The sequence below is a fragment of the Lentzea sp. NPDC051213 genome, assembly GCF_044455585.1.
In the GTDB taxonomy this organism is placed as follows: domain Bacteria; phylum Actinomycetota; class Actinomycetes; order Mycobacteriales; family Pseudonocardiaceae; genus Lentzea.
On sequence record NZ_JBITEX010000003.1, the window covers coordinates 292,909 to 315,160 of the forward strand.

Below are 22,252 nucleotides of genomic sequence, written 5' to 3' on the forward strand. Positions count from 1 at the left end.
CCTAGTGGCATTTGCTGTGAAAGACCGGGCCTGAGCGCCGCCGCCGCCAAGTTACGACGCTCAGACCCGGAGCTTGCGGGGACTACCTCCGTGCGCCGAGGAAGATGTTGCCCTCGGTCGAGAGGTAGTGCCGGGTGTAGTCGAACCGCCGGGCGGCACCGAAGATCAGCCAGTAGTACTTGAGCTGCTCCGACCACCAGTAGCCAGGACAGAAGTCGCCCTTCGCGCCCGTCGTCACGTCCGTGAGGATCGTGTAGCCGTGGTTCGTGCGGGAGGTCCGCTTCATCTCCTGGTAGTGCCGGTACGCGCGCTCGCGGTAGATCTCGTCGCGCGTGGCGAGCCACAGGAAGAACGCCCCGTCGGCGTACTCCGGGCGCAGCTGGTTGCCGACCGAGGTGGGCCGCAGCGAGGTGTAGTCGATGCCCTCCGGCAGCACGCCGTAGCGGTCCTGCACGGCCGTCCACGAGTCGTGGTAGGCCCGGCCACGCGCGATGTCGCCGCTCTCGGCCAGGAGCCCGCCGAGGAACGCCGCCAGCTCGCTCTGCGTCCGCGAGGCCCGCCGGCCGGTGAAGGCGTCGACCTGGGCGAACCACAGGCGCCCGCCGACGACGTCGGTCTGGTTGCGCAGGATGCCGCCCAGCAGCACGTCCCACCACCGTTTGAGGTCGCGGTCGCCGAAGAGGTGCCAGCCGTCCCACAGGTACTCGTAGTACGAGTCGGCGGGCGGGCCGACCGTGGCGATGCGGTTGCGCCAGGCGCCGGTCTCCGCGTGCACGTCCCACGGCAGCAGGTCGTAGGCCGTCCGCTTGTCGAACGTGACCTGGAGAGCCTTCTTGGCCGCGTTGTAGTACCTGCGGTCGCCGGTCCAGTTCGACAGCGAGCCGAACTCGGTGATGTACGTGCCGGTCTCGGCGAGGTTCGTCTCCGGCTGCGAGACCGCGCCCGTGCGCAGGTTGACGTAGCGGTACGGGATTCCGGTCGGCGACTTGGTGAAGGCCGGCAGCAGGCGGTTGCCGAGATCGCGGGCGAGGTCGAGCAGCGCGCGGTCGTTGCTCACGTGGTAGGCGGAGAGCAGGCCGCCGAGCATGCGGATGTTGGTCTCGAAGACCTGGAACGAGGCGTTGACGTCGAAGTTCAGGTTCGCCTTGACCCAGCGGACGCCCTCGGCGAACTCAGCGTCGAGTTCCATGAGCCACAACGTGTCCAGCGCCTCGACGACGGTGAGGCCCATCGGGTGGCCGGGTACGAAGAACTCCTCGAAGCCACCGGAGACCGGCTTGATCTGGTCGTGGCCGAACGCTTTGTCCACATAGGAGCGCCAGGCCCAGCGGGTCTCGGCGCGGACGTCCTCGGCGACGCGGCGCCAGCCACCGGGAGGCGGCGCCAGCGCGGTCGCACCGGCGGAAGGAACCTCCGCGGCCGCGGTACCCGGTGGCGGAGCGGACGGTGAAGGTTGAGCGGCAGCAACACCGGGCACGCCGGCAAGTCCGGCGGCGCCGAGGAGGCTGAGAACGCTTCGGCGTGGCAGGTCACGCATGAGCTGTACTCCCCTCTGTGCCTGGTTGCCGCGCCTTCGGCGCGGCGGCGATTTCGTCGAGGAGTCGGTCATCCAGCGGGTGACCGGGTGACCGACACGAAATCGCGCTGACAACGCTGTCTGTGACCAGATCCTTGCGGAACGCACACGGTCAGGGTCAAGGCCACCACGACCACCTGTCCTGTTCAGGACACCAAGTGAGGAAAAGAAGAGCCGCTTGACCGGTTCCGAGAGTGTTGACAAGGCGGTAAACGCGAGGTGAGATACGCCCACTATGACAACGTTGTCCCCCAGCGGCCCGGCCACCGGTCAGCGCAAGGTCCGTCGCGCGACGATGAACGACGTCGCGCGGCTGGCGGGCGTGAGCATCAAGACCGTCTCGCGCGTGGTCAACGACGAGCCCGGCGTGCACCCGTCGACCGCCGAACGCGTGCTGGCCGCCATCGACCAGCTCGGGTTCCGGCGCAACCTCTCCGCCCGCAACCTCCGCCGAGGCTCGTCCACCGGCACCATCGGGCTCGTGCTGGAGGACGTCGGCAACCCGTTCTACTCCGGCGTGACCCGCGCTGTCGAGGAGATCGCCCGGTTGCGCGGCAGACAGGTGATCTCGGGGTCGTCGGACGAGGACCCCGGCCGCGAGCGCGAGCTTGCGCTGGAGTTCTGCTCCCGCCGCGTCGACGGGCTGCTGATCGTGCCCGCCGGCCTGCAGCACAGCTACCTGGTGCCGGAGATGCGCGCGGGCACGCCCGTGGTGTTCCTGGACCGGCCCGCGGGCGACGTCGTGGCGGACACCGTGCTGGTCGACAACATCGGCGGCACCATCGAGGCCGTCACGCACCTGGCCGCGCACGGGCACCGCCGCATCGCGTTCCTCGGGGACGCGCCGGACATCTTCACCGCGAACGAGCGCCTGCGCGGCTACCGCGAGGGCTGCGTGCGGGCGGGCATCGGCTACCACGAGGACCTCGTGGCGATGGGGCCGCACGACGAGAGCAGCGTGGCCACCACGCTGCAACGGCTGCGGACCGCGCGTGAGCCCGCGACGGCGATCGTGGCCGGCAACAACCGCATCACCGTGCACATCCTGCGATCGCTCGCGGGCAGCTCGGACCGCCCCGCCCTGGTCGGTTTCGACGACTTCGAGCTCGCCGACCTGCTGTCGCCGCCGGTGACCGTGATCGCGCACGACGCGAGCGCGCTCGGCAAGGCGGCCACAGATTTGTTGTTCGCCCGACTTGACGGCGACAACTCACCACCGCGCCGCGTCGTGCTGCCGGTGCGCTTGGTGCCACGAGGATCCGGGGAGGTCCACGCGTGAGTTCTGGTGTTCTCCACCAGCCTGTCAACTTGCCCGCCAACCAGCCGAAGCAGTTCTACCGGGGTGGCGAGGCGATCGCCGCGCTGCGCGGTAGCACCTCCGGGGACTTCGGCCCGGAGGACTGGGTCGCTTCGACGACCACGCTGTACGGGCGCGACGACGCCGGGTTGACAACGTTGCCAAGCGGCGTGCTGCTGCGCGACGCCGTCGCGGCGGACCCGACCGGCTGGCTCGGTGCCGACCACGTGGCCAAGTTCGGCGGGGACACGGCGTTGCTGGTGAAGCTGCTCGACGCGGGCCAGCGCCTGCCGGTGCACTGCCACCCGTCCAACGCCTTCGCGTCCGCGCACCTGAACTGCCGCCACGGCAAGACGGAGGCGTGGATCGTGGTCGGCACGACCGGCACGGACCCGACCGTCTACATCGGATTCCGCGAGGACGTCCCCGCCGAGGTCGTCGCCGACTGGGTCGCCACGCAGAACACCGCGGCGATGCTGGACGCGCTGAACCCGGTCGGCGTCCGGCCCGGCGACACGGTCTTCGTGCCCGCCGGCGTGCCGCACGCGATCGGTGAGGGCGTCTTCATCGTCGAGTTGCAGCAGCCGACCGACTTCTCGGTGACGCTGGAGTGGCAGGGATTCCTCGCCAACGGCGACATCGGCCACCTCGGCCTCGGCTACGACGTCGCGCTGGACTGCGTCGACCGGCACGGCTGGGGTACGCAGCTCGACCGGCTGGTGCGCCAGACGTCCGAGAAGTGGGCGCCGTCGGTCGACCTGCTCGGCCGTGACGCCGACCCGTTCTTCCAGGCCGACCGCCTGCACGTGGAGGGCTCCTTCGCACTGGAGCCGTCGTTCGCCGTGGTGGTCGTGCTGGAGGGTGCCGGCCAGCTCGGCGAGATCGAGGTCCACCAGGGCAGCACCGTCGTCGTGCCGCACGCGGCCGGCGAGCTCGGGCTGACCGGTGACCTGGTGGCGATTCGCTGCCGACCGCCTGTTTTGTCCACAGTGGAGGATGTGTCGCCATGAGCGAGCCGCTCTTCGAGGCTCGTGACCTCGTCAAGCACTACGGCACCGTGGAAGCGCTCCGCGGTGCGGCGTTCAGCGCCTACGCCGGCGAAGTCGTGTCGCTGATCGGCGACAACGGCGCGGGCAAGTCCACCCTGGTGAAGTGCCTGTCCGGGGTGGAGCAGCCGACCAGCGGCACGATGCTGTTCGACGGCAAGCCGATCTCGCTCGGCTCGCCCAACGACGCCCGCGGCCTGGGCATCGAGACGGTGTTCCAGGACCTCGCGGTCGCGCCGGACCTCGACCCGGCCGCGAACATGTACCTGGGCCGGGAGATCCTCAAGCCCGGCGTGCTCGGCTGGCTGGGCGTGCTGGACAAGAAGGCGATGCGCCGCAACGCGGCCGAGCACTTCACCCGGTTCGGCGCGACGCTGCAGAGCATCGACGTGCCGATCTCGGCGCTGTCCGGTGGTCAGCGCCAGTCCGTGGCCGTCGCGCGTTCCGTGGCGTGGGCGTCGAAGCTCGTCTTCATGGACGAGCCGACGGCCGCACTCGGTGTGGTGCAACGGGAACGCGTGCTGGACGTGATCAAGCGCGTGCGCGACGAGGGCATCGCCGTGGTGCTGATCTCGCACAACATGCCGGAGGTGCTGTCCGTCTCCGACCGCGTCGAGGTGCTGCGCCTCGGTCGCCGGGTAGCCCGTTTCAAGGCCGCGGACACCACCGTGGAAGAGCTCGTCGGTGCGATGACCGGCGCACTGTCGCATGAGGACGCCGCGTGATGACCGATACCAAGACAACGTTGTCAAACGATCTCTCCACTGAGCAGCGCACCCCGTTGCTCAAGCGGCTGACCGGCGCGAACACGCTCTGGATCGGCCTGGTGCTGCTGGTACTGGTCGCCACGTTCGGCGCGATCCGCCCGGACGCGATCTTCCAGGTGACCACGCTGCAGTTCCTGCTCGCGGAAACCGCCGTGCTGCTGGTCCTCTCGGTCGGCATGACGTTCGTGATCATCACGTCCGGCATCGACCTGTCCGTCGGCTCGGTGCTGGTGTTCGCGTCGGTGACGTCCGCGATGGCCATGAACGGCGTGTCCGGCGGTGACGCGACGAACGCGGGCTGGGGCGTGATCGCCTACGGCCTGCTGGTCGCCCTGGTGAGCGGCGCGGCGTGGGGACTGTTGAACGGCCTGCTGATCTCGCGTGCGAAGATCCCGCCGCTGATCGTGACCCTCGGTTCGTTCGGCGCGGCGCAGGGCGCGGCCCTGTTGCTGAACAACGGTTCCAACGTGTCCGGCATCCCGGACAAGCTGAACACCACCTTCGGCTCCGGCACGTGGTTCGGCATCCCGAACATCGTGATCGTGGCCGCGATCGTCACCGCCCTCGGCGCGTTGCTCCTCACGACCACGCGCTTCGGCCGCTACACCTACGCGGTCGGTTCCAACGAGGAGGCGGCCCGGCGTGTCGGCATCTCGGTGCGCGGCCACCTGACGAAGGTGTACCTGCTCGCCGGGACCCTCGCGGGTCTCGCGGGTTTCATGGGCAACGCGTTCTTCCGGGTCGCGGTCGTCACCGGCCACGAGACGGACAACCTGAACGCGATCGCCGCGGTCGTGCTCGGTGGTACGAGCATCTTCGGCGGCATGGGTTCGGTGCTGGGCACGGTCTTCGGCGTGTTCATCCCGGCGGTGTTGGAGAAGGGCCTCGTGATCATCGGGGTCAAGGAGTTCTGGCAGCCGATCGCCGTCGCGATCGTGCTGGTGGCTGCCGTGTGGCTGGACCAGACACGGCGGCGGGCGCGCAACCAACGTTAGGAAGGTGCTGGACCAATGAAGATCCGCTCCGCAGTGGCTCTCTCGGCCGTGTTCCTGCTTGCCGCATGCGGCGGGGGCGGTCAGATCGGCGATTCGGGTTCTGGCAACTCCGCCACGAACAAGAAGCTGGTGCTGATCCCCGGCATCTCGGCGGAACCGTTCTACATCTCGATGCAGTGCGGCTTCCAGGATGCGGCCAAGGCCGCGGGCTACGAGTTCGACACCCAGGCCCCCGCCAAGTTCGACGCCGCCCAGCAAACGCCGATCGTCACCGGCATCCTGGCCTCCAAGCCCGCGGCGGTGCTCATCGCGCCGACCGACGACAAGGCCATGGCGGGCCCGATGAAGCAGCTCAAGGACGCCGGCATCAAGGTCGTCGAGGTCGACACCAAGCTCCAGGACACCTCGATCGCCTCGTCCTCCATCTCGTCGAACAACGAGCAGGGCGGCAAGCTCGCCGCTGAGACGATCAACAAGCTCACGGCCGGCAAGACCGGCTCGGTGCTGGTGCTGAACACCAAGGCCGGCACGTCCACGACGGACGCCCGCGCCAAGGGGTTCGAGGACGAGATCAAGAAGTACTCGAACCTCAAGTACATCGGCCAGCAGTACACCGACAACGAGCCCGCCACCGCGGCCTCGAAGGTGACGGCGACCCTGGCCGCCAACCCGGACCTGATCGGCGTGTTCGCCACCAACCTCAACACCGGTGAGGGCGCGGCGACCGGCCTGCGCAACGCCGGCAAGACCGGTGCGGTGAACCTGGTCGGCTTCGACGCCTCGCCCAAGCAGGTCACGGACCTGCAGGCGGGCACCGTGCAGGCGCTGATCGCGCAGGACCCGGCCACGATCGGCAAGCAGGGCGTCGAGCAGGCCCTCGCGGCGATCGACGGCAAGGAGAACAAGCGCAACATCGAGACCGACCTCGTCGCCATCACCAAGGACGACGCGTCGGCCAACTCGAAGTACTTCTACAAGGAGAAGTGCTGATCTCCGGGTGAACCACGTCAGGGCCGTCCTCCGGGGCGGCCCTGATCGTTTTCCAGGGTCCTTCCACGAACGCGCCGGGTCTCGTCGCGCTTCCTTCGAAGACTCTCGAACCTGCTGAGGATCGCCGTGCCCTGCGCCTGCACAGTGACCGCGTCCGCGGCATCGGTGGGAGCGAAGATGTCGACCTCGTCGTCCCTCGTGACCGGCCCGCCCTGGTTGCGGTGGCGGTAAGCCCTCCTGCCGTCCGTGAACTGCCGCAGCTGCCCGGAGGCCCACACGTCCGGTCGCGCTCCCATGCAACACAACAGGATCCCGTGCGCCTCCAGCTGCTTGCGCAACTCCGTGAAGCAGTCCAGCACGTCCTCATCCGCGGACTCGAGCGATGCGAACTCTCCCGGTTCCAGCACCTCGATCGAGAACGGGTGCGAGACCACCTTGAGACTGAACTCCAGGCGTTCCTCTCCCGCTGCACCGATCATGCGAACCAGCTCTTCGCACTTCACCGCCACCCTCCCCGCCTAGCGACACCAGCGAGAATGACACACGTCATAGCTGATTGGCCGGGTTGGCTTAAGACCAGAGTCGTACGTGGCCATCACCCTTCAGCCGTTGTCCCGCCGCACCGAAAGCGATGAGCTGGCAGGACAACCGAAGGGGGAACCACCGATGCGCCGAAAGCAGTTAGCGGCCGCACTGGCCGTCGCCACGGCAACATCACTGCTCATCGCTCCGCACGCCCAAGCGCAAGGCAGCTTCGCCACCCAGGAGATCAAGTGGCAGAGATGCTTCGACCCGGTACCGCCGGGCTTCCCGCCCGGCGCGGAACGCCTGGAGTGCGGCCAGTTCACCGCACCGATGGACTGGAACAACCCGAACAACGGCAAGACCATCACCATCGCGGTCAGCCGCACCACGCCGAAGTCCGGCACGGCGAAGACCACCGTCTTCACCAACCCAGGCGGACCGGGTGGTGAGGGTCGCACCATGCCGCTGATCTTCCTGGACCGGCCGAAGCTCAGCGAGAACGCCGAGATCATCGGCATCGACGTGCGTGGCACGGGGGCCAGCAGCAACGTCACGTGCGGTCTGTTCGACACGCTCGGCTCCACGGACCCGCGCGACCGCTCCAAGGCCAACCTCGACCTGCTCTACAGCGGCATGGAGCTGCAGGCCAAGTTCTGCCAGAACAAGTCCGGCGAGCTCGGCCGCTACATCACCACCGACCAGACCGTGAAGGACCTCGACCTGCTGCGCCAGGTCCTCAAGCGCAAGAAGGTCGACTGGGTCGGCTACTCCGGCGGCAGCTGGATGGGCGCCTACTACGCCACGTACTTCCCGAAGACGCTCGACAAGATCGTGCTCGACTCGAACACCCAGTTCACCGCGCCTTGGCAGGCCGTCTTCGGCGACTTCGGACTCGGCTTCGAGCGGCGATTTCGCGTCGACTTCGCACCGTGGGTCGCCAAGTACGACCACCTCTACCACCTCGGCAAGACCGGGGAGGAAGTGCGGCAGACCTACGAACGGACGCGCGCGAAGCTCGCGGAGCAACCCGTCACCCTGCCTGAAGGCACCTACTACCCGGTCACGCTGGACCTCGTGCTCATCCGGGCGCAGTACAGCAAATACGCCTTCGAGCCGGCTGCACAGAAGCTCGCCCAGCTGGCGGGGGCGGTGCCCGCGCAGATGACGGTGCAGGCGAGCTACCCGGACGCGAGCAACGCCACGCTGTACTCGATCGTCTGCAACGACACGCAGTTCCAGGGTGGGCGCAGGTTCCTGGAGCGCGACGCGGTGCAGGACGGCGCCAAGTGGCCGCTGATGGGCTACTACCAGATCATGGGTCCCTGCGCGTACTGGGACCGGCCCGCCGTGAACCTCAAGCATCCCAACGGAATCGGCGTCGCGCCGACGTTGATGGTGCAGTCCGAGCGCGATGCGCCGACGCCGATCGAGGGCGCGCGGAAGGCGCACGCCGGGTTCGCCGGCTCGAAGATGCTGACCGTGAAGGACGAGGGTGACCACGGCATCTACGGGTTCGACAACGGTTGCGTCAACGACATCGTCGAGCGCTACCTCGTCGACCGCGTCACGCCGGCCAAGGACCTGACTTGTCCCGGTGCGCCGCTGCCGGAACCCGGTCAGCAGAAGGCCGGACCACTCGAGCAGGCGAGGAAGCTCGCGGTCCAGCTCGGCTGGTAACAGTCCACACAGGACGTGCGGTGACACCTGCCGGGTGTCACCGCACCTCCAGCACCGCCTGGGACAACGTGGTGTACCAGGGGCTTTCGGTGAACCGCGGCCCGGTCTCCTCGCCCACGTAGAGGTCGATGTGCCGGTCCCCGCCCAGACCCGGCGTGAACTCGTCGGTGATCTCCCACAAGGAGGACATCAGCTTCTGACAGACAGCAGCGTCGACGAGCGTCTGCCCACACGAGATGAGCTTGACCTGCGCACCCTGCTGGAGCCCGTCGGCGGCCGCCGACACGAACGGCCTCAGCGGCTTGCCGGACGAGTCACGCGGCGCGGAGTCGAGCCAGTAACCCTTGTCGTGCGACCAGTTGAGGTACCGGCCGGCGGAAGTGCGGCCGGTGCCCTCGTCCCGCACGGCGGTGGCGAACGACCGCGGGAACGTGCCGAGCAGGTCGTCGCCGTTCTCGCAGTCGATGACCTGGCAGCCCCGCACCGGCACGGACTGTCCACTGTGGAACTGCTCGACCGCGGTGTAGTAGACGGTGACCTGCCAGCCGTCGTCCACCGGGGCGGCACCGGAACCGGCCGAGCATCCGGCCAGCACCAGCACCGCCCACCACCACCGCACGTGACCTCCTGTCAGCCCGCCATCATGGTGCCGACGGACACGAACGTGAAGCCCGCGTTCTTCAGCCCCGAGACGGTCTGCTGCAGGTACTCGGTTCCGAGGTACGGGTGGTAGAAGAAGCTCGCGACGCCGTCGTCGACCACCTTGAGCTGGTTCGCCGTCTTGACCAGGTCGGCCGGCAGGCGTGCGGGGTGGTTGTTGAACGGCTCCGGCTCGATGTTGCCGACCGCTTCCGGCGCCACGACGGAGCCGTAGATGTCGCGGACCAGGTACGGGAAGTACTGGCCGTAGATCTTGTCGTACTGCGGCGCACCCGTACCGCAGGCGCCGCCGGGGCAGTACCCGCCGAAGTACAGGCCGCGGTCGTAGCGCTTGCCGAAGTTCTGCTGGATCACCTGGTAGTCCACGGCCGACGCGGCGTAGTGCGGCGGCTCGAAGATGGTCGGCCTGGTGAAGCCGGCCAGCGCGAACTGCGTGCTCGCCGAGTTGATCCGGCCCTGCGCCCACGACGCCGAGTCGCCGGGCACCGGACCGTCGTAGATCACGCTGTCGTTCGCGTCCACGTGGGCCGTGTAGAACTCGAAGTCGTTGCCGCTGCGGCCGTCGTACGGGTTGACCGCCGTCCCGAACTGGTGCGTGTAGCCGTGCATCAGGATCGTGCCGCCGCGTTGTGTCATGTACCGCAACGCGTTGAGGACCAACGGCCGCTGCGCGAGGTTCGCCGCCTCCGGTACGCCGTTGTTGTCGGCGCCGAGCGGGTTCTCGTAGCGCGGGTAGACCGCGATGCTGAACGGCACGCGCTGGGCGTACAGGTAGTCGGCGATCGCGCGCAGCTCCGCCGGGTCGGCGTCGGGGCCGACGTCCTCGATGCGCACCAGCGCGCGCTTGCGATCGAGCGCCGCCGGGTTGGAGATGCGCGTGATCAGGTCCGCGGCGGCCAGGTAGCGGTCACCGTGGCCGACGTAGCTGAACGGGATCTCGCCGATGTAGGTGAGGTTCCTGGCCTTGGTGGCCCAGTTGATCGGGCCGGCCGCGGAGCCTGTCGCGATGGCCGGCGCCGACGCGATGGCCGGGTTGCTGATCGAGGTGATCATCAGACCGGACGGCGTGGCGAGCGGGTCGCGGCCGAGGTCGGTGTTCTCGTACCGGACCGTGGTCGCGGCGCCGAAGTCGTACTGGACCCAGTTCCAGCCGTAGGTCGTGGCGAAGCTGGGTGCGCGTGCGCTGAGCTGCCAGATGTTGTGCGCCATCCACAGCACCGGCCTGCTGCCCGCGAGCACGTCGTCCAGGAACGCCACCGGGATCGGTTCGTCGTAGGTCGAGCCGATGTAGATCACGCCGGTGTAGCCCGACATCTCACCGGCCACATAGGACCCGACCGGGTGCATGACGTACGGACTGCCGTGCGAGGTCAGATTGCCGGCCTGCACCGCGTACGCCTCGCCGAGCCACGCCCACGGACCGGTGTTGTCGTAGAGGATCAACGTCTTCTGCGACGCCTTCGAACCCGGTGCGCCGCCGCCGTTCGTGCCAGCCGCCTGGACCGCCTGGGCCGAACCCAGGCCGAGCAAGCCGAGCACCGTCGAGATCACGCCGGGCTGCGACGTGCGCTTGGGGATGCGCGGGCTCGTCGCGGCGGGCTGGGTCTGCGGCGTCGGCGGTGCGGGCAGCAGGTTGCCGACGATCTCGCCGACGTTCAGGTCGAGCGTGATCGGCGCGGCCGGAGCCGGCGCGGGAACCATCGAGACCGCGAGGGCGAGCCCCACCGCCACCTGGAGAAGTCGGCCTTTCATGCCACATCCGCCTCTCCGGGCACGCGCACGGTCGCGCTGCCCGAGTAGGGAGCAAACTCAACGGGTCGCTGCTGCTGAAGGCCGAGCAGCCAGGCCAACGCCTGTTCGGTGCGCACGGAGGCAAGACCGTCGCCGAACGGGTTGCCGTCGGCGGTCATCGCCTCGCGCGCGGCGGGGTGGTCTAGCAACCGGAGGGTCAGCGACGTGATGCGCTCGCGGTCGGTGCCGACGAGCACGGCACAGCCCGCCTTCACGGCCTCCATCCGCTCGGTCACGTCCCGCAGCACCAGTGCCGGCACGCCGAACGACGGCGCCTCCTCCTGGATGCCGCCGGAGTCGGACAGCACCAGCGTGCACTGCGCGAGCAACCGCGCGAGCTGCGCGTACGGCAGCGGGTCGGTGATCGTCACGCGGCCGGCGCCACCCAGCACGGCCAGCACCTGGTGCCGCACCGCCGGGTTGGGGTGTGCCGGGAGCACCACCTCGACGTCAGGCCTGGCCGCGACGATGTCGGCCACCGCGTGCAGCACGCGGTCGAGCGGCTCGCCCCACGACTCGCGGCGGTGCGTGGTGACCAGCAGGAGCCGGGACTGTCCATCGTGGACCCGCTTCTCGATCTCCTGCAGCCGGGCGTCGCCGTAGGGCGCACGCCGGGCCGCCACGTCGAGCACGGCGTCCACGACGGTGTTGCCGATGGTCAGCACGTTGTTGCCCCGCAACGATTCCGCGGCGAGGTGCGCGGTGGAGTCCGCGGTCGGCGCGAGGTGCAGCGAGGCGAGCTGGCCGACCATCTTGCGGTTCCCCTCCTCGGGGAACGGCGAGGTCAGGTCGTACGAGCGCAGGCCGGCCTCCAGGTGCACGACCGGGATCTGCCGCCAGAACGCCGCGAGCGCGCCGGCGAGGGTCGTCGTCGTGTCGCCCTGGACGAGCACCGCGCCGGGAGTCCGTTCGGCGAGGAGCCGGTCGAGCTTCTCGATCAGCTGACTGGTGAGCTCCGCCTGCCCGCCCGTGACGCGGTTCAGCTCGAGCCGGACGTCCGCCGCGAAGCCGAACGAGCCGAGGGCCTGGTCGACCATCTCCGGGTGCTGCCCGGAGTTCACCAGCACGGGCCGGATGCGCCCACCCGCGAACATCGCGGCGGCGACCGGGGCCATCTTCACCGCTTCCGGGCGAGTTCCCGCGACGAGAAATACCTCGGGGATCTCTCCCCGGCCGAACTGCCGTGGTCCGGGTACCAGAGCACTTGGTCCCATCTTTTTACCTCTTGGGCTCTTCCAGGCACGTGCGGCGAACGTGCGCGTCACTCGGCTCGATCAATGCTGACAATCAATTGGTAACCGCCGCCCGCGGGTACCGCCATATCGGTGATCAGCTTCACGAACTGCGTGTAACGGGGGTCCATTCGTCCCCGATATGGCCGGTTGACGTTGTACTCCGCCAGCCCCTACTCTCGCCTCGCACAGCAGCTCCTGGGCCTGCCGTCTGGTATCTCGCACCAGCCCGGCGCTTCGTTACCAGGAGCGGCAATGACCGAACAGAAGATGCGGACCGCTCGGCTTGTGCGGGCGGCTGCTTATGCAGACAGGTTTGTGTCATGAGTGACACGACGCAATTCGCTACGTTCTCGCTCGTCTTGCTCGTGTTTTGGCCCAGCTACAACCTGGTGCTCACACTGTTCGTCTGGTGGCGTCCGAAACCAGGCGGGCCGGAAGTGTCTTCGCGGCATCCGCTGCACTACTGGATCATCATTCCCGCGTTGAACGAAGAACGCGTTGTGGCGAACACCGTTCGTGCCGCGCTCGCGCTGGACGGCGCGCGCACACCGGTCCAGGTCGTCGTCGTGGACGACGGATCTGACGACCGTACCCCGCACGTGCTCGCCGAAATTGATGACCATCGTCTACATGTGCTGCGCCGGAACCCGCCCGAAGCACGCCAGGGCAAGGGCGCGGCGCTCAACCACGCGTACCGGTACGTCCGCGATCTCGCCGAGGAGGCCGGCACCGTGCACCGCACGGTCATCGGGGTGATCGACGGCGACGGCCGCGGCGAGCCCGGCATGCTGAGCGAGATCACGGCGTACTTCGCGCACCGCGACGTCGGTGCCGTGCAGTGCCGGGTCCGCGTCCACAACCGGACCACCCTGCTGGCGTTCCTGCAGGACCTGGAGTTCAGCTGCGTCGTGGACGCCTCGCAGAGCCTGCGCGACGTCGTCGGCACGGTGGGGCTCGGCGGCAACGGCCAGTTCGTCCGGCTCTCCACGCTCGTCGGGCTCGGTGCGGCGCCGTGGTCGGAGTGCCTGGTCGAGGACCTGGAACTGGGCCTGCGCGTGCACCTCTCGGGTCAGCGCGTCCGGTACGCCACGCACGCGACGATCACCCAGCAGGGCCTGATCGACGTGTACCGCCTGATGCGCCAGCGCACCCGGTGGGGCCAGGGCAACCTGCAGTGCCTCGGGTACGTGCCGAAGCTGGTCCGGGCCAATCACGTGGGTTCCGTGGCACTGCTGGAGTTCCTGCAGTACCTGCTGACGCCGTGGCTGGTCGCGCCGATGACGTTGCTCATCACCGCGTTGGTGTGCATCAACTTCTACGCACAGCTCAGCGGCAACGCCGTCAGCGGCATCACCGCCAACGGCCCCAACGCCTTGCCGGCGTTGACGATCTGGTCGGTGGCGCTGGTTCTGCCCGGGCTGCTCTGGGGCTTCGTGCACCGGCTCAAACACGACGACGAGCCGCTGTGGCGATGCCTCGCGGTCGGCCTCGCGTATCCGGGGTTCCTGATCCTGGGCTCGATCTCCACCTTGCGCGCGCTGTACCGGCACTTCGCCGGGCGCAACCAGTGGGCGAAGACGGAACGCTTGGCGGAGAAGGAACCTGCCTCGAAACGGATGCCGAAGATGGCCTAGAAGGTGCCGGGGTGGGTGCGTCTGCGCCGGGCCGCGTAGACGCCGGCCTCGGTGCGGCGGTCGAAGCCGAGCTTGTGCAGCAACGACGACACGTAGTTCTTCACGGTCTTCTCGGCCAGGAACAACCGGTTCGCGATCTGCCGGTTCGTCATACCTTCGGCGATCAGCTCGAGGATGCGGCGTTCCTGCGGGCTCAGCGCGGCATAACGGGGATCTTCCTCCGGCCCGCCGCGCAGCCGTTGCAACACGGTCGCGGTGACGCCGGCGTGCAGCAACGAGCCACCGGAGGCGAGCGTGCGGACCGCGGCCACGAGATCGTTGCCAGAGACCTCTTTCAGCATGTACCCGGACGCGCCGGCCATGATCGCGCCGAACAGCGCCTCATCGTCCGAATAGGACGTGAGCATCAGGCACGCGGGCGGCGGCTGCACCAGCGAGCGGATCTCCCGGCACACCGTGACGCCGTCGCCGTCGGGCAACCGGACGTCGATGATCGCCACGTCCGGTCTGAGTCGCGGCGCCTGGGAGATCGCGGCCGACGCGCTGTCGGCCTGCCCCACGACGTTGATGTCGTCGGCCTGCGCCAGCACCTGGGCCAGCCCGCGCCGCACGATCTCGTGGTCGTCCACCAACAGCACCGCTATCGCCATGTCGCCTCCTGCAGCACCAACGGGACGAACCAGGTGATGCCCACACCCGCACCGGGAATCGAGTCCACCGCACAGTCGCCGTGGTGGCGCCGCGCTCGCGCCGCCATGTTCGCGAGTCCACCGGCGTGGTGGGGTGCTCCGCCTGAATCGTCAGCCAACGGCAAGCCTCGGCCGTCGTCCTTCACCACGAGTTCCAGACGCGTCATCGTGCGGTTCACGCTCACGGCAACGGATACGTGCTGCGCTCTCGCGTGGCGCACTATGTTTGTCAGCGCTTCTCTGAGCGTGGCGAGCAGATCTGGGCGTAGTTGTTCCGGCACCACCGTGTCCAGCGGCCCCTCTAACGACACGTCGGGCTCGAAGCCCAGCAGGCGCGCCGACTCGTGCACCGCGTTGAGCAGCTGACCGCGCAGGCTCGTGCCCCCGGACGGTGGTTCCTGCAGGGAGAAGATGGTTCTGCGGATCTCGCGGATCGTGTGGTCGACCTCCTCGACGAACTCACTGATCCGTTCGGAGAGCTGGGGCCTGGTGCTCATCCCGGTCAGCCCCTGCAGCCCGAGCCCGAGTCCGAAGAGCCGCTGGATGACCAGGTCGTGCAGGTCGCGCGCGATGCGGTCGCGGTCCTCCAGCACGGCCAGGCGTTCGGTGTCGCCCTGGGCGCGGGTGAACTCGAGCACGAGCGCGGCCTGCGCGGCGAAGGCCTCGATCAGCTCCGGGCCGTCGAACGAGGGCTCGCCCTCCGGCCTGGCCAAGATCAGGACGCCGATCGTGCGGTCCCCCACGGTCAGCGGCACCACCGCGCACGGTCCCGGCACCGTGGGCACGCTGCCCGCGTCGTGGCACTCGGCCTGCCCGGACTCGTAGACCCGGTAGCTCACGGTGCCTTCCCTCGGCACCCGCATGCCTTCGGCGTCGTAGGTGCCGCCGTCGGTCACCTCGATCACCAGGTCACCGTTGTGGTCGGGCAGCACGACGGCGGAGAAGTTCGCATTCGCCGTTCGTCGGACCGTTCGCGCGACCAGGTAAAGCGCGTCACGGCCGTTCGTGCCGGTCAACAGGTCGGTGGTCACCTCGGCGGCGGCGCGCAGCCACGCTTCACGCTTGCGCGTCTGCTCGTAGCGGTCGAGGTGCCCGATGGCCGATCCCGCGGCCGTGGCCAGCGCGGTGAGGACGTCGCGGTCCTGGTCGGTGAACTCGGCTTTGCCCGTGAGGTAGAGGTTGCCGTACGTCTTGTCGTCGACGATGACGGGCGCGCCCAGGAAGTCGGCTACGCCGATCGAGCGCGGGTCACCAGATGTGATGTGGACCTGACCGTCGTCCTCGGCGGTGAACTCCAGCAGCTCGCGGTGCCCGTTGATCACGGCCAGGGCGCCGTAGGGGGCGTCGACCAGCTCGCACGCGGACTCGACCACGTGGTGCAGCAGTTCGGGAAGGGTGTCGTATTCGGCCAACGACAGCACTACGTCCAGCACGCGCTGCTCGGTGCTCACAGTGCCGCCCACGGCTTCACCCCTTAGAGGGACCGTTCGAACGACTGAGCGTAACTCCCCTGAGTAGTCAAGGGGGAGACCATCACCGCAAACGGTGAGAACCGGAACTACTCTAAGTAGGTGTCGGCCATCAGTGGAGACCGACGCTGAACCCCTCGTCGATCACCCCGCGGTAGATCTGCGGCGCGAACATCCGCAGCCCGTGGTCGATCGGCCCGATGAACGACGCCGAGTCGCCGAGCGGCAGCCGGTAGCCGTTCTGCACGCGGTGGAACTCCCACAGCGGCTCCATCGTGGGGTGCGCCGACCGGCACCGCGCCGGGTCGAGCGGGTGCAGGTCCACCCGCACGAGCGTGCGCTTCACGAGCGCGTCGGCAAGCTGAACTGCGCGTTCCTGGGTGCGGGAGATCGAGATCGCGCCGAGCTCCTGCCAGCCGACGGCCCACGGCGCGCCCTGCGGGTCGTCCAGGCGGATGCCGTGCTGCTCGATGACGAGCTTGCGCGGGCGGGAGACGGTCTTGAACTTCACCAGGGCCATCACGCCGATGAAGGTGAAGGCGATGCCGATGATGCCCGCGATGCTCCCGCCGACCGGCTCGCCGTCGATGAACGCCGTGACGGCGCCGATCAGGGCGAGGATGCCGAGAGCGCCGGCGACGGAGCCGCCGATCAGGACTTTGCGGGTGTCGCTCTTGCCGAGGTCGATGACAACAGGTGGAGGCGGTCCCCAAGCGGTCATGGCCGCAGGTTACCGCTGATCAACTGCTCGGCCGCGGCGAACGGGTCCAGCTCACCCGCCACCACCCGCTTGGCGAGCTGGTCCACCGGGCCGAATCGCGTTCGCACACGTTCGACCGCGATCGCCTCGATCTCGGCGCCCGCCCTGCGCAGGCGGCGTTCGGTCAGCTCGCCGTGCTCGGCCATCCAGGACTGGTGGGAGGCGATGGCCTCGACCACGAGATCGAGGCCTTCCATCCGGGCGGCGACGGTCTTCACGACCGGCACGCGCCACTGCGGGCCCTCGCGGTCGCGCCGCCCCAGCGAGATCATGTACTTGAGGTCGCGCGCGGTCTGGTCCGCGCCGTCGCGGTCGGCCTTGTTGACCACGAACACGTCCGCGATCTCCAGGATGCCCGCCTTCGCGGCCTGGATGCCGTCGCCCATGCCCGGCGCGAGCAGCACGATCGTCGTGTCGGCGAGCGCCACGATCTCGATCTCCGACTGACCGACGCCGACCGTCTCCACCAGGATCACGTCGAACCCGGCGGCGTCGAGCACGCGCAACGCCTGCGGGGTGGCCCAGGACAGCCCGCCGAGGTGGCCGCGGGTGGCCATGGAGCGGATGAAGACGCCGGGGTCGGTCGCGTGGTCGCCCATCCGCACCCGGTCGCCGAGCAGTGCACCGCCGGAGAACGGGCTGGACGGGTCGACGGCGATCACCGCGACCCGCTTGCCCTGCTCGCGGTAGGCGCGGACCAGGGCGTTCGTCGAGGTCGACTTGCCGACACCGGGAGCGCCGGTCAAGCCCACGACCTGGGCGTTCCCCGTGAACGGCGCGAGCGCCGCGGCGACCTCGGGCAACGCCGAGCTGCCCTGCTCGACCAGGGAGATCAGCCTGGCGACCGCGCGCGGTTCGCCGTCACGCGCGCGGTCGACCAGTCCTGCTACATCAACGGCCTTCGCCACAAACGCAGACCCTAGGCCTTCTTGGGCACGCGAATGATCAGAGCATCGCCCTGGCCACCGCCACCGCACAGCGCCGCCGCGCCCACGCCGCCACCGCGGCGCTGGAGCTCGAGGGCCAGGTGCAGCGCGATGCGTGCGCCGGACATGCCGATCGGGTGACCCAGAGCGATCGCCCCGCCGTTGACGTTGACCTTGTCCTCGGAGATTCCGAGCTGCTTGGTCGACACGATGCCGACCGCCGCGAACGCCTCGTTGATCTCGACCAGGTCGAGGTCGGCGGGCTCGATGCCCTCCTTGGCGCACGCGGCCTTGATGGCGTTGGACGGCTGCTCGTGCAGCGAGGCGTCGGGGCCGGCGACCACGCCGTGCGCGCCGATCTCCGCGATCCACTCGAGGCCGAGCTCCTCGGCCTTGGCCTTGCTCATCACCACGACGGCGGCCGCGCCGTCGGAGATCTGCGACGCCGAGCCCGCGGTGATGGTGCCGTCCGAGGCGAACGCCGGGCGCAGCTTGCCGAGCGAGTCGGCGGTGGTGTCGGCACGCACGCCCTCGTCCGTGCTGAACAGGATCGGGTCGCCCTTGCGCTGCGGGATCGCGACCGGCGCGATCTCGGCCTCGAAGACACCGTTCTCGGCGGCCTTGGCGGCGAGCTGGTGCGAACGCGCGGAGAACGCGTCCTGCTCCTCGCGCGTGACGCCGTAGCGGCCGTTGTACTTCTCGGTCGAGGTGCCCATCGCGACCTGGTCGAACGCGCAGAACAGGCCGTCGTGCGCCATGTGGTCCTGCATCTGGACATCGCCGTACTTGAACCCGCTGCGCGACTTGGGCATCAGGTGCGGCGCCTGGGTCATCGACTCCTGGCCACCGGCCACGACGATGTCGAACTCGCCGGCGCGGATGAGCTGGTCGGCGAGCGCGATGGCGTCGACGCCGGACAGGCAGACCTTGTTGATGGTCAGCGCGGGCACGCTCATCGGGATGCCGGCGGCGACCGCGGCCTGGCGCGCCGGGATCTGGCCGGCGCCCGCGGTGAGCACCTGACCCATGATCACGTACTGCACCTGCTCCGGAGCCACGCCCGCGCGTTCCAGTGCCGCCTTGATCGCGACGCCACCGAGCTGCGCGCCCGAGAAGTCCTTGAGCGATCCCAGCAGTCGGCCCATCGGGGTACGAGCCCCGGCGACGATCACGGAACCGGACACAACTGCCTCCATTGGAAGAGCGAACGGTCGTTAACTAGGCACCATACCTGGGGCTACTGGGCGGTAATCGTGTGAGACCCCGCACAGAGGCACCTGCACCGATCAGGTAGTTACCCTTCCCCGCTATGAACGCAGAACTCGCTCGATTCGTGACCGCGATCGACCATGTGGGCATCGCGGTGCCCGACCTCGACGTGGCGATCGCGTTCTACCGCGACAACTTCGGGCTCGAGGTCGCCCACGAGGAGGTCAACGAGGAGCAGGGCGTGCGCGAGGCGATGCTGCACGCGCCCGGCGACCACGACGGCACCGCGATCCAGCTCCTGGCGCCGCTGTCCGAGGACTCGACGATCGCCAAGTTCATCGGCCGCTCCGGCCCCGGCCTGCAGCAGCTCGCCTACCGGGTGTCCGATGTGGACCACGCGGCCGGCGTGCTGCGCGAGAAGGGCCTGCGGCTGCTCTACGCCGAGGCGCGGCGCGGCACGTCGAACAGCCGGGTCAACTTCGTGCACCCCAAGGACGCCGGTGGCGTCCTCATCGAGCTGGTCGAGCCTGCTGCGTCAGCGCACTAGCGACGAAGCTCAGTTCTCGATCGATCGGATCCTCCTCGTCGCTGTGCCGTGCCACCGAATGCCGGTAGCTCACGGCCAGCGCGAGGAGCGCCGCGGCGGCCTCGACGTCCTTGATCGCCACCGCCGCGCCGCCCGCGGCGATGATGACCTGCTTGATCTGCGTCGCAACGTTGTCGTAGCGCGCCTGCATGGCATCGCGGACAGCCGAATGCGTATCCGCTTCACGCCACAACAGGTGCGACAGCAGCGGTGAGGCGTTCAAGCGCGCGTCTAGTGCCGCGACGAGTCTCCTCAGCGACTCGGCGATGTCCCCCACCACGACGATCCTGCGGTGGTCGACCGTGCTGTCCGGCAACCGCGCGACGAGCGCGGCCAGCAGGTCTCTCTTGCGGTTGAAGTAGTAGTGCACCAGGCCTTTCGGCACGCCTGCGCGTTCGGCGATGCGCGAGGTCGGGGTGGCGTCGAAGCCGGAGTCGGCGAACAGCTCCTCGGCCGCGGCCAGGATGCGCTCCTTGGCCGAATCCTCCACGCGTTCCTCCATGAGTCCCAGACACGGGGATGTGGGCCCAAGAACAACTCCTGGGCCCACGGGCTGTCGATCGATCAGTGCGGCTGGGCCGCAGCGGAGTGCGCGGCGTTCGCGGCGGGCATTGCCAGCGCCCCCGCGGCCACGGTGAGCACGCCACCGACCCAGGAGACCCACGAGGCCGCCATCATGTCGGTGTAGCTCATCGCCCACGGCGAGATGAACAGCAGTGCTCCGAGCACCATCTGCACGTACTCCCCGTAGATCATCGCGGGCATGGCGAGGTCGACGAGTCCGTCGATCGCGATGAGCGCGCCGAGCACGATCATCGTCCACATGGCCGCGTTCGAGGTGTCCACGACGAGCGGAGACAGCAACACCAGAACGCCGATCGCAACCTCGGCCCAGTCCTGCCACCTGCTCCACGCCTTGGTCATTACCTCCACCTCCTCCTTCTCGGACACCTCCCATGCTCCGCTTGGTTGGCCGCCCGGTCAAGAAATCTGAGTGGAATCCCTCACAGGCGTGATTCTGGATCGTTTACTCATGAGTAACCTCCGGCAACCTGCGACTATCCCTCACTGGGAAGGAATGCCGCCGTGCAGAAGATCCTTGATGCGATCCTGGCCGACGAGCTGGACGCCATCGGCTCGTTGGACGTGCCCGAGAGCTATCGAGGCGTGACCGTGCACGCGGACGAGGCCGACATGTTCTCGGGCCTCGAGACGAGGGACAAAGACCCTCGCAAGTCGCTGCACGTCGACGAGGTCGCCACGCCTGAGCTCGGTCCTGGCGAGGCGCTGGTCGCCGTCATGGCCTCGGCCATCAACTACAACACCGTCTGGACCTCGATCTTCGAGCCGGTGTCGACGTTCGGCTTCCTGAAGAAGCTGGGCGGCCGCCACAACCTGCCGTACCACGTGGTGGGTTCGGACCTGGCCGGCGTCGTGGTGCGCACCGGTCCCGGCGTCACCGCGTGGAAGCCGGGCGACCGGGTCGTGGCGCACTGTCTGGACGTGCCACTGGAGGCGCCGGACGGGCACAACGACACGATGCTCGACCCGCAGCAGCGGATCTGGGGCTTCGAGACGAACTTCGGTGGTCTCGCGGACCTCGCGCTGGTGAAGTCGAACCAGCTGATGCCGATGCCCAAGCACCTCACGTGGGAGGAAGCGGCGTCGCCCGGCCTCGTGAACTCCACCGCGTACCGGCAGCTGGTGTCGACCAACGGCGCCAACATGAAGCAGGGCGACACGGTCCTGATCTGGGGCGCGTCCGGCGGTCTCGGTTCCTACGCCACGCAGTTCGCGCTCAACGGTGGCGCGACGCCGATCTGCGTCGTCTCCTCGCCGGAGAAGGCGGAGATCGTCCGGTCGATGGGCGCCGAGCTGATCATCGACAGGTCCGCCGAGGGCTACAAGTTCTGGAAGGACGAGCACGAGCAGGACCCGCGCGAGTGGAAGCGGTTCGGCGCTCGCATCCGTGAGCTGACGGGCGGCGAGGACCCGGACATCGTCTTCGAGCACCCCGGCCGTGAGACGTTCGGCGCCTCGGTGTTCGTGGCGCGCAAGGGCGGCAAGATCGTGACGTGCGCCTCGACCTCCGGGTACATGCACCAGTACGACAACCGCTACCTGTGGATGAACCTGAAGAGCATCATCTCCTCGCACTTCGCGAACTACCGCGAGGCGTGGGAGGCGAACCGCTTGGTGGCCAAGGGGAAGATCCACCCGACAGTGTCCAAGGTGTACTCAATGGACGAAACGGGCCAGGCAGCGCACGACGTGCACCGCAACGCGCACCAGGGCAAGGTCGGCGTGCTGTGCCTTGCCCCTTCGGAAGGTCTTGGTGTGCTGGATCACGAACTGCGCGCACAACACCTCACGGCAATCAACCGATTCCGGGGTGTGTGACCTTCCGGGGTTACTCGAAC

At 68.5% G+C, this 22,252-nt stretch carries 21 protein-coding genes; 9 read left to right on the forward strand and 12 right to left on the reverse strand.

The genetic code is table 11. The annotated features are described in order from the left end of the window. Positions 1 to 82 precede the first annotated feature (82 nt). Complete coding sequence (locus tag ACIA8G_RS14870; protein WP_396418981.1) at positions 83 to 1,537, reverse strand: glycoside hydrolase family 47 protein; 1,455 nt, start codon at positions 1,535 to 1,537, stop codon at positions 83 to 85. Positions 1,538 to 1,871: 334 nt separating this feature from the next. Between ACIA8G_RS14870 and ACIA8G_RS14875 the strand changes: the two genes are divergently transcribed. From ACIA8G_RS14875 to ACIA8G_RS14895, 5 genes are read left to right on the forward strand one after another with little or no spacing between them, the layout of a single operon-like run. Further along, positions 1,872 to 2,855, forward strand: coding sequence for a LacI family DNA-binding transcriptional regulator (locus tag ACIA8G_RS14875; protein ID WP_396419665.1), 984 nt, complete (start codon positions 1,872 to 1,874; stop codon positions 2,853 to 2,855). A gap of 29 nt (positions 2,856 to 2,884) precedes the next feature. Beyond that, positions 2,885 to 3,883, forward strand: coding sequence for a class I mannose-6-phosphate isomerase (locus tag ACIA8G_RS14880; protein ID WP_396418982.1), 999 nt, complete (start codon positions 2,885 to 2,887; stop codon positions 3,881 to 3,883). Continuing rightward, on the forward strand, positions 3,880 to 4,644 hold the full coding sequence (locus ACIA8G_RS14885) for an ATP-binding cassette domain-containing protein (protein WP_396418983.1): 765 nt from the start codon (positions 3,880 to 3,882) through the stop codon (positions 4,642 to 4,644). Before ACIA8G_RS14880 ends, ACIA8G_RS14885 begins: the two co-directional genes overlap by 4 nt. Further along, positions 4,644 to 5,681 carry an ABC transporter permease gene (locus ACIA8G_RS14890; protein WP_396418984.1) on the forward strand — a complete coding sequence of 346 codons (1,038 nt, stop codon included), beginning with the start codon at positions 4,644 to 4,646 and terminating at the stop codon, positions 5,679 to 5,681. The genes ACIA8G_RS14885 and ACIA8G_RS14890 overlap by 1 nt, the downstream gene beginning before the upstream one ends. 15 nt (positions 5,682 to 5,696) lie before the next feature. Next, positions 5,697 to 6,671: an ABC transporter substrate-binding protein gene (locus ACIA8G_RS14895; protein ID WP_396418985.1), complete on the forward strand. Its 975-nt coding sequence runs from the start codon at positions 5,697 to 5,699 to the stop codon at positions 6,669 to 6,671. Positions 6,672 to 6,688: 17 nt separating this feature from the next. On the opposite strand, the gene ACIA8G_RS14900 is transcribed toward ACIA8G_RS14895, so the two are convergent. After that, positions 6,689 to 7,150 (reverse strand): hypothetical protein, encoded by a 462-nt coding sequence (locus ACIA8G_RS14900; protein WP_396418986.1) that lies wholly within the window; start codon positions 7,148 to 7,150, stop codon positions 6,689 to 6,691. A 187-nt stretch (positions 7,151 to 7,337) separates the two neighbouring features. Between ACIA8G_RS14900 and ACIA8G_RS14905 the strand changes: the two genes are divergently transcribed. Beyond that, a complete protein-coding gene (locus tag ACIA8G_RS14905) occupies positions 7,338 to 8,873 on the forward strand; it encodes an alpha/beta hydrolase (RefSeq protein WP_396418987.1) in 1,536 nt (511 codons plus the stop codon). Positions 8,874 to 8,910: 37 nt separating this feature from the next. On the opposite strand, the gene ACIA8G_RS14910 is transcribed toward ACIA8G_RS14905, so the two are convergent. The 3 genes from ACIA8G_RS14910 to wecB are packed head-to-tail and all read right to left on the reverse strand — an operon-like array spanning position 8,911 to position 12,538. Further along, positions 8,911 to 9,492: a hypothetical protein gene (locus tag ACIA8G_RS14910; RefSeq protein ID WP_396418988.1), complete on the reverse strand. Its 582-nt coding sequence runs from the start codon at positions 9,490 to 9,492 to the stop codon at positions 8,911 to 8,913. An 11-nt stretch (positions 9,493 to 9,503) separates the two neighbouring features. Beyond that, entirely contained in the window at positions 9,504 to 11,285 is a 1,782-nt protein-coding gene (locus ACIA8G_RS14915; protein WP_396418989.1) for a DUF2334 domain-containing protein, read from the reverse strand. Beyond that, positions 11,282 to 12,538, reverse strand: coding sequence for a non-hydrolyzing UDP-N-acetylglucosamine 2-epimerase (gene wecB / locus ACIA8G_RS14920; RefSeq protein ID WP_396418990.1), 1,257 nt, complete (start codon positions 12,536 to 12,538; stop codon positions 11,282 to 11,284). The genes ACIA8G_RS14915 and wecB overlap by 4 nt, the downstream gene beginning before the upstream one ends. Positions 12,539 to 12,879: 341 nt before the next feature. On the opposite strand from wecB, the gene ACIA8G_RS14925 reads away from it, so the two are divergent. Beyond that, positions 12,880 to 14,193: a glycosyltransferase family 2 protein gene (locus tag ACIA8G_RS14925; RefSeq protein WP_396418991.1), complete on the forward strand. Its 1,314-nt coding sequence runs from the start codon at positions 12,880 to 12,882 to the stop codon at positions 14,191 to 14,193. Here ACIA8G_RS14925 and ACIA8G_RS14930 read toward each other — a convergent pair. The 5 genes from ACIA8G_RS14930 to ACIA8G_RS14950 all read right to left on the reverse strand — a co-directional run bounded on the left by ACIA8G_RS14930 (position 14,190) and on the right by ACIA8G_RS14950 (position 19,221). Beyond that, positions 14,190 to 14,843 (reverse strand): response regulator, encoded by a 654-nt coding sequence (locus ACIA8G_RS14930; protein ID WP_396418992.1) that lies wholly within the window; start codon positions 14,841 to 14,843, stop codon positions 14,190 to 14,192. The genes ACIA8G_RS14925 and ACIA8G_RS14930 overlap by 4 nt on opposite strands. Continuing rightward, positions 14,834 to 16,345: a GAF domain-containing protein gene (locus ACIA8G_RS14935; RefSeq protein WP_396418993.1), complete on the reverse strand. Its 1,512-nt coding sequence runs from the start codon at positions 16,343 to 16,345 to the stop codon at positions 14,834 to 14,836. The genes ACIA8G_RS14930 and ACIA8G_RS14935 overlap by 10 nt, the downstream gene beginning before the upstream one ends. Before the next feature lie 118 nt (positions 16,346 to 16,463). Then, positions 16,464 to 17,072 (reverse strand): hypothetical protein, encoded by a 609-nt coding sequence (locus ACIA8G_RS14940; protein WP_396418994.1) that lies wholly within the window; start codon positions 17,070 to 17,072, stop codon positions 16,464 to 16,466. After that, a complete protein-coding gene (gene meaB / locus ACIA8G_RS14945; RefSeq protein WP_396418995.1) occupies positions 17,069 to 18,019 on the reverse strand; it encodes a methylmalonyl Co-A mutase-associated GTPase MeaB in 951 nt (316 codons plus the stop codon). Before meaB ends, ACIA8G_RS14940 begins: the two co-directional genes overlap by 4 nt. 11 nt (positions 18,020 to 18,030) lie before the next feature. Beyond that, the gene (locus tag ACIA8G_RS14950) at positions 18,031 to 19,221 is read right to left on the reverse strand and encodes an acetyl-CoA C-acetyltransferase (RefSeq protein WP_396418996.1); all 1,191 of its coding nucleotides are present in this window, start codon (positions 19,219 to 19,221) and stop codon (positions 18,031 to 18,033) included. A 125-nt stretch (positions 19,222 to 19,346) separates the two neighbouring features. Between ACIA8G_RS14950 and mce the strand changes: the two genes are divergently transcribed. Beyond that, positions 19,347 to 19,793, forward strand: coding sequence for a methylmalonyl-CoA epimerase (gene mce, locus ACIA8G_RS14955; protein WP_396418997.1), 447 nt, complete (start codon positions 19,347 to 19,349; stop codon positions 19,791 to 19,793). Here mce and ACIA8G_RS14960 read toward each other — a convergent pair. Both ACIA8G_RS14960 and ACIA8G_RS14965 read right to left on the reverse strand, forming a co-directional pair. Further along, the gene (locus ACIA8G_RS14960; RefSeq protein WP_396418998.1) at positions 19,756 to 20,322 is read right to left on the reverse strand and encodes a TetR/AcrR family transcriptional regulator; all 567 of its coding nucleotides are present in this window, start codon (positions 20,320 to 20,322) and stop codon (positions 19,756 to 19,758) included. The two genes, mce and ACIA8G_RS14960, sit on opposite strands and share 38 nt — an antisense overlap. Before the next feature lie 74 nt (positions 20,323 to 20,396). Beyond that, complete coding sequence (locus ACIA8G_RS14965; protein ID WP_396418999.1) at positions 20,397 to 20,756, reverse strand: SPW repeat protein; 360 nt, start codon at positions 20,754 to 20,756, stop codon at positions 20,397 to 20,399. Positions 20,757 to 20,918: 162 nt separating this feature from the next. On the opposite strand from ACIA8G_RS14965, the gene ccrA reads away from it, so the two are divergent. Continuing rightward, positions 20,919 to 22,232 carry a crotonyl-CoA carboxylase/reductase gene (gene ccrA, locus ACIA8G_RS14970; protein ID WP_396419000.1) on the forward strand — a complete coding sequence of 438 codons (1,314 nt, stop codon included), beginning with the start codon at positions 20,919 to 20,921 and terminating at the stop codon, positions 22,230 to 22,232. Positions 22,233 to 22,252: the final 20 nt, after the last annotated feature.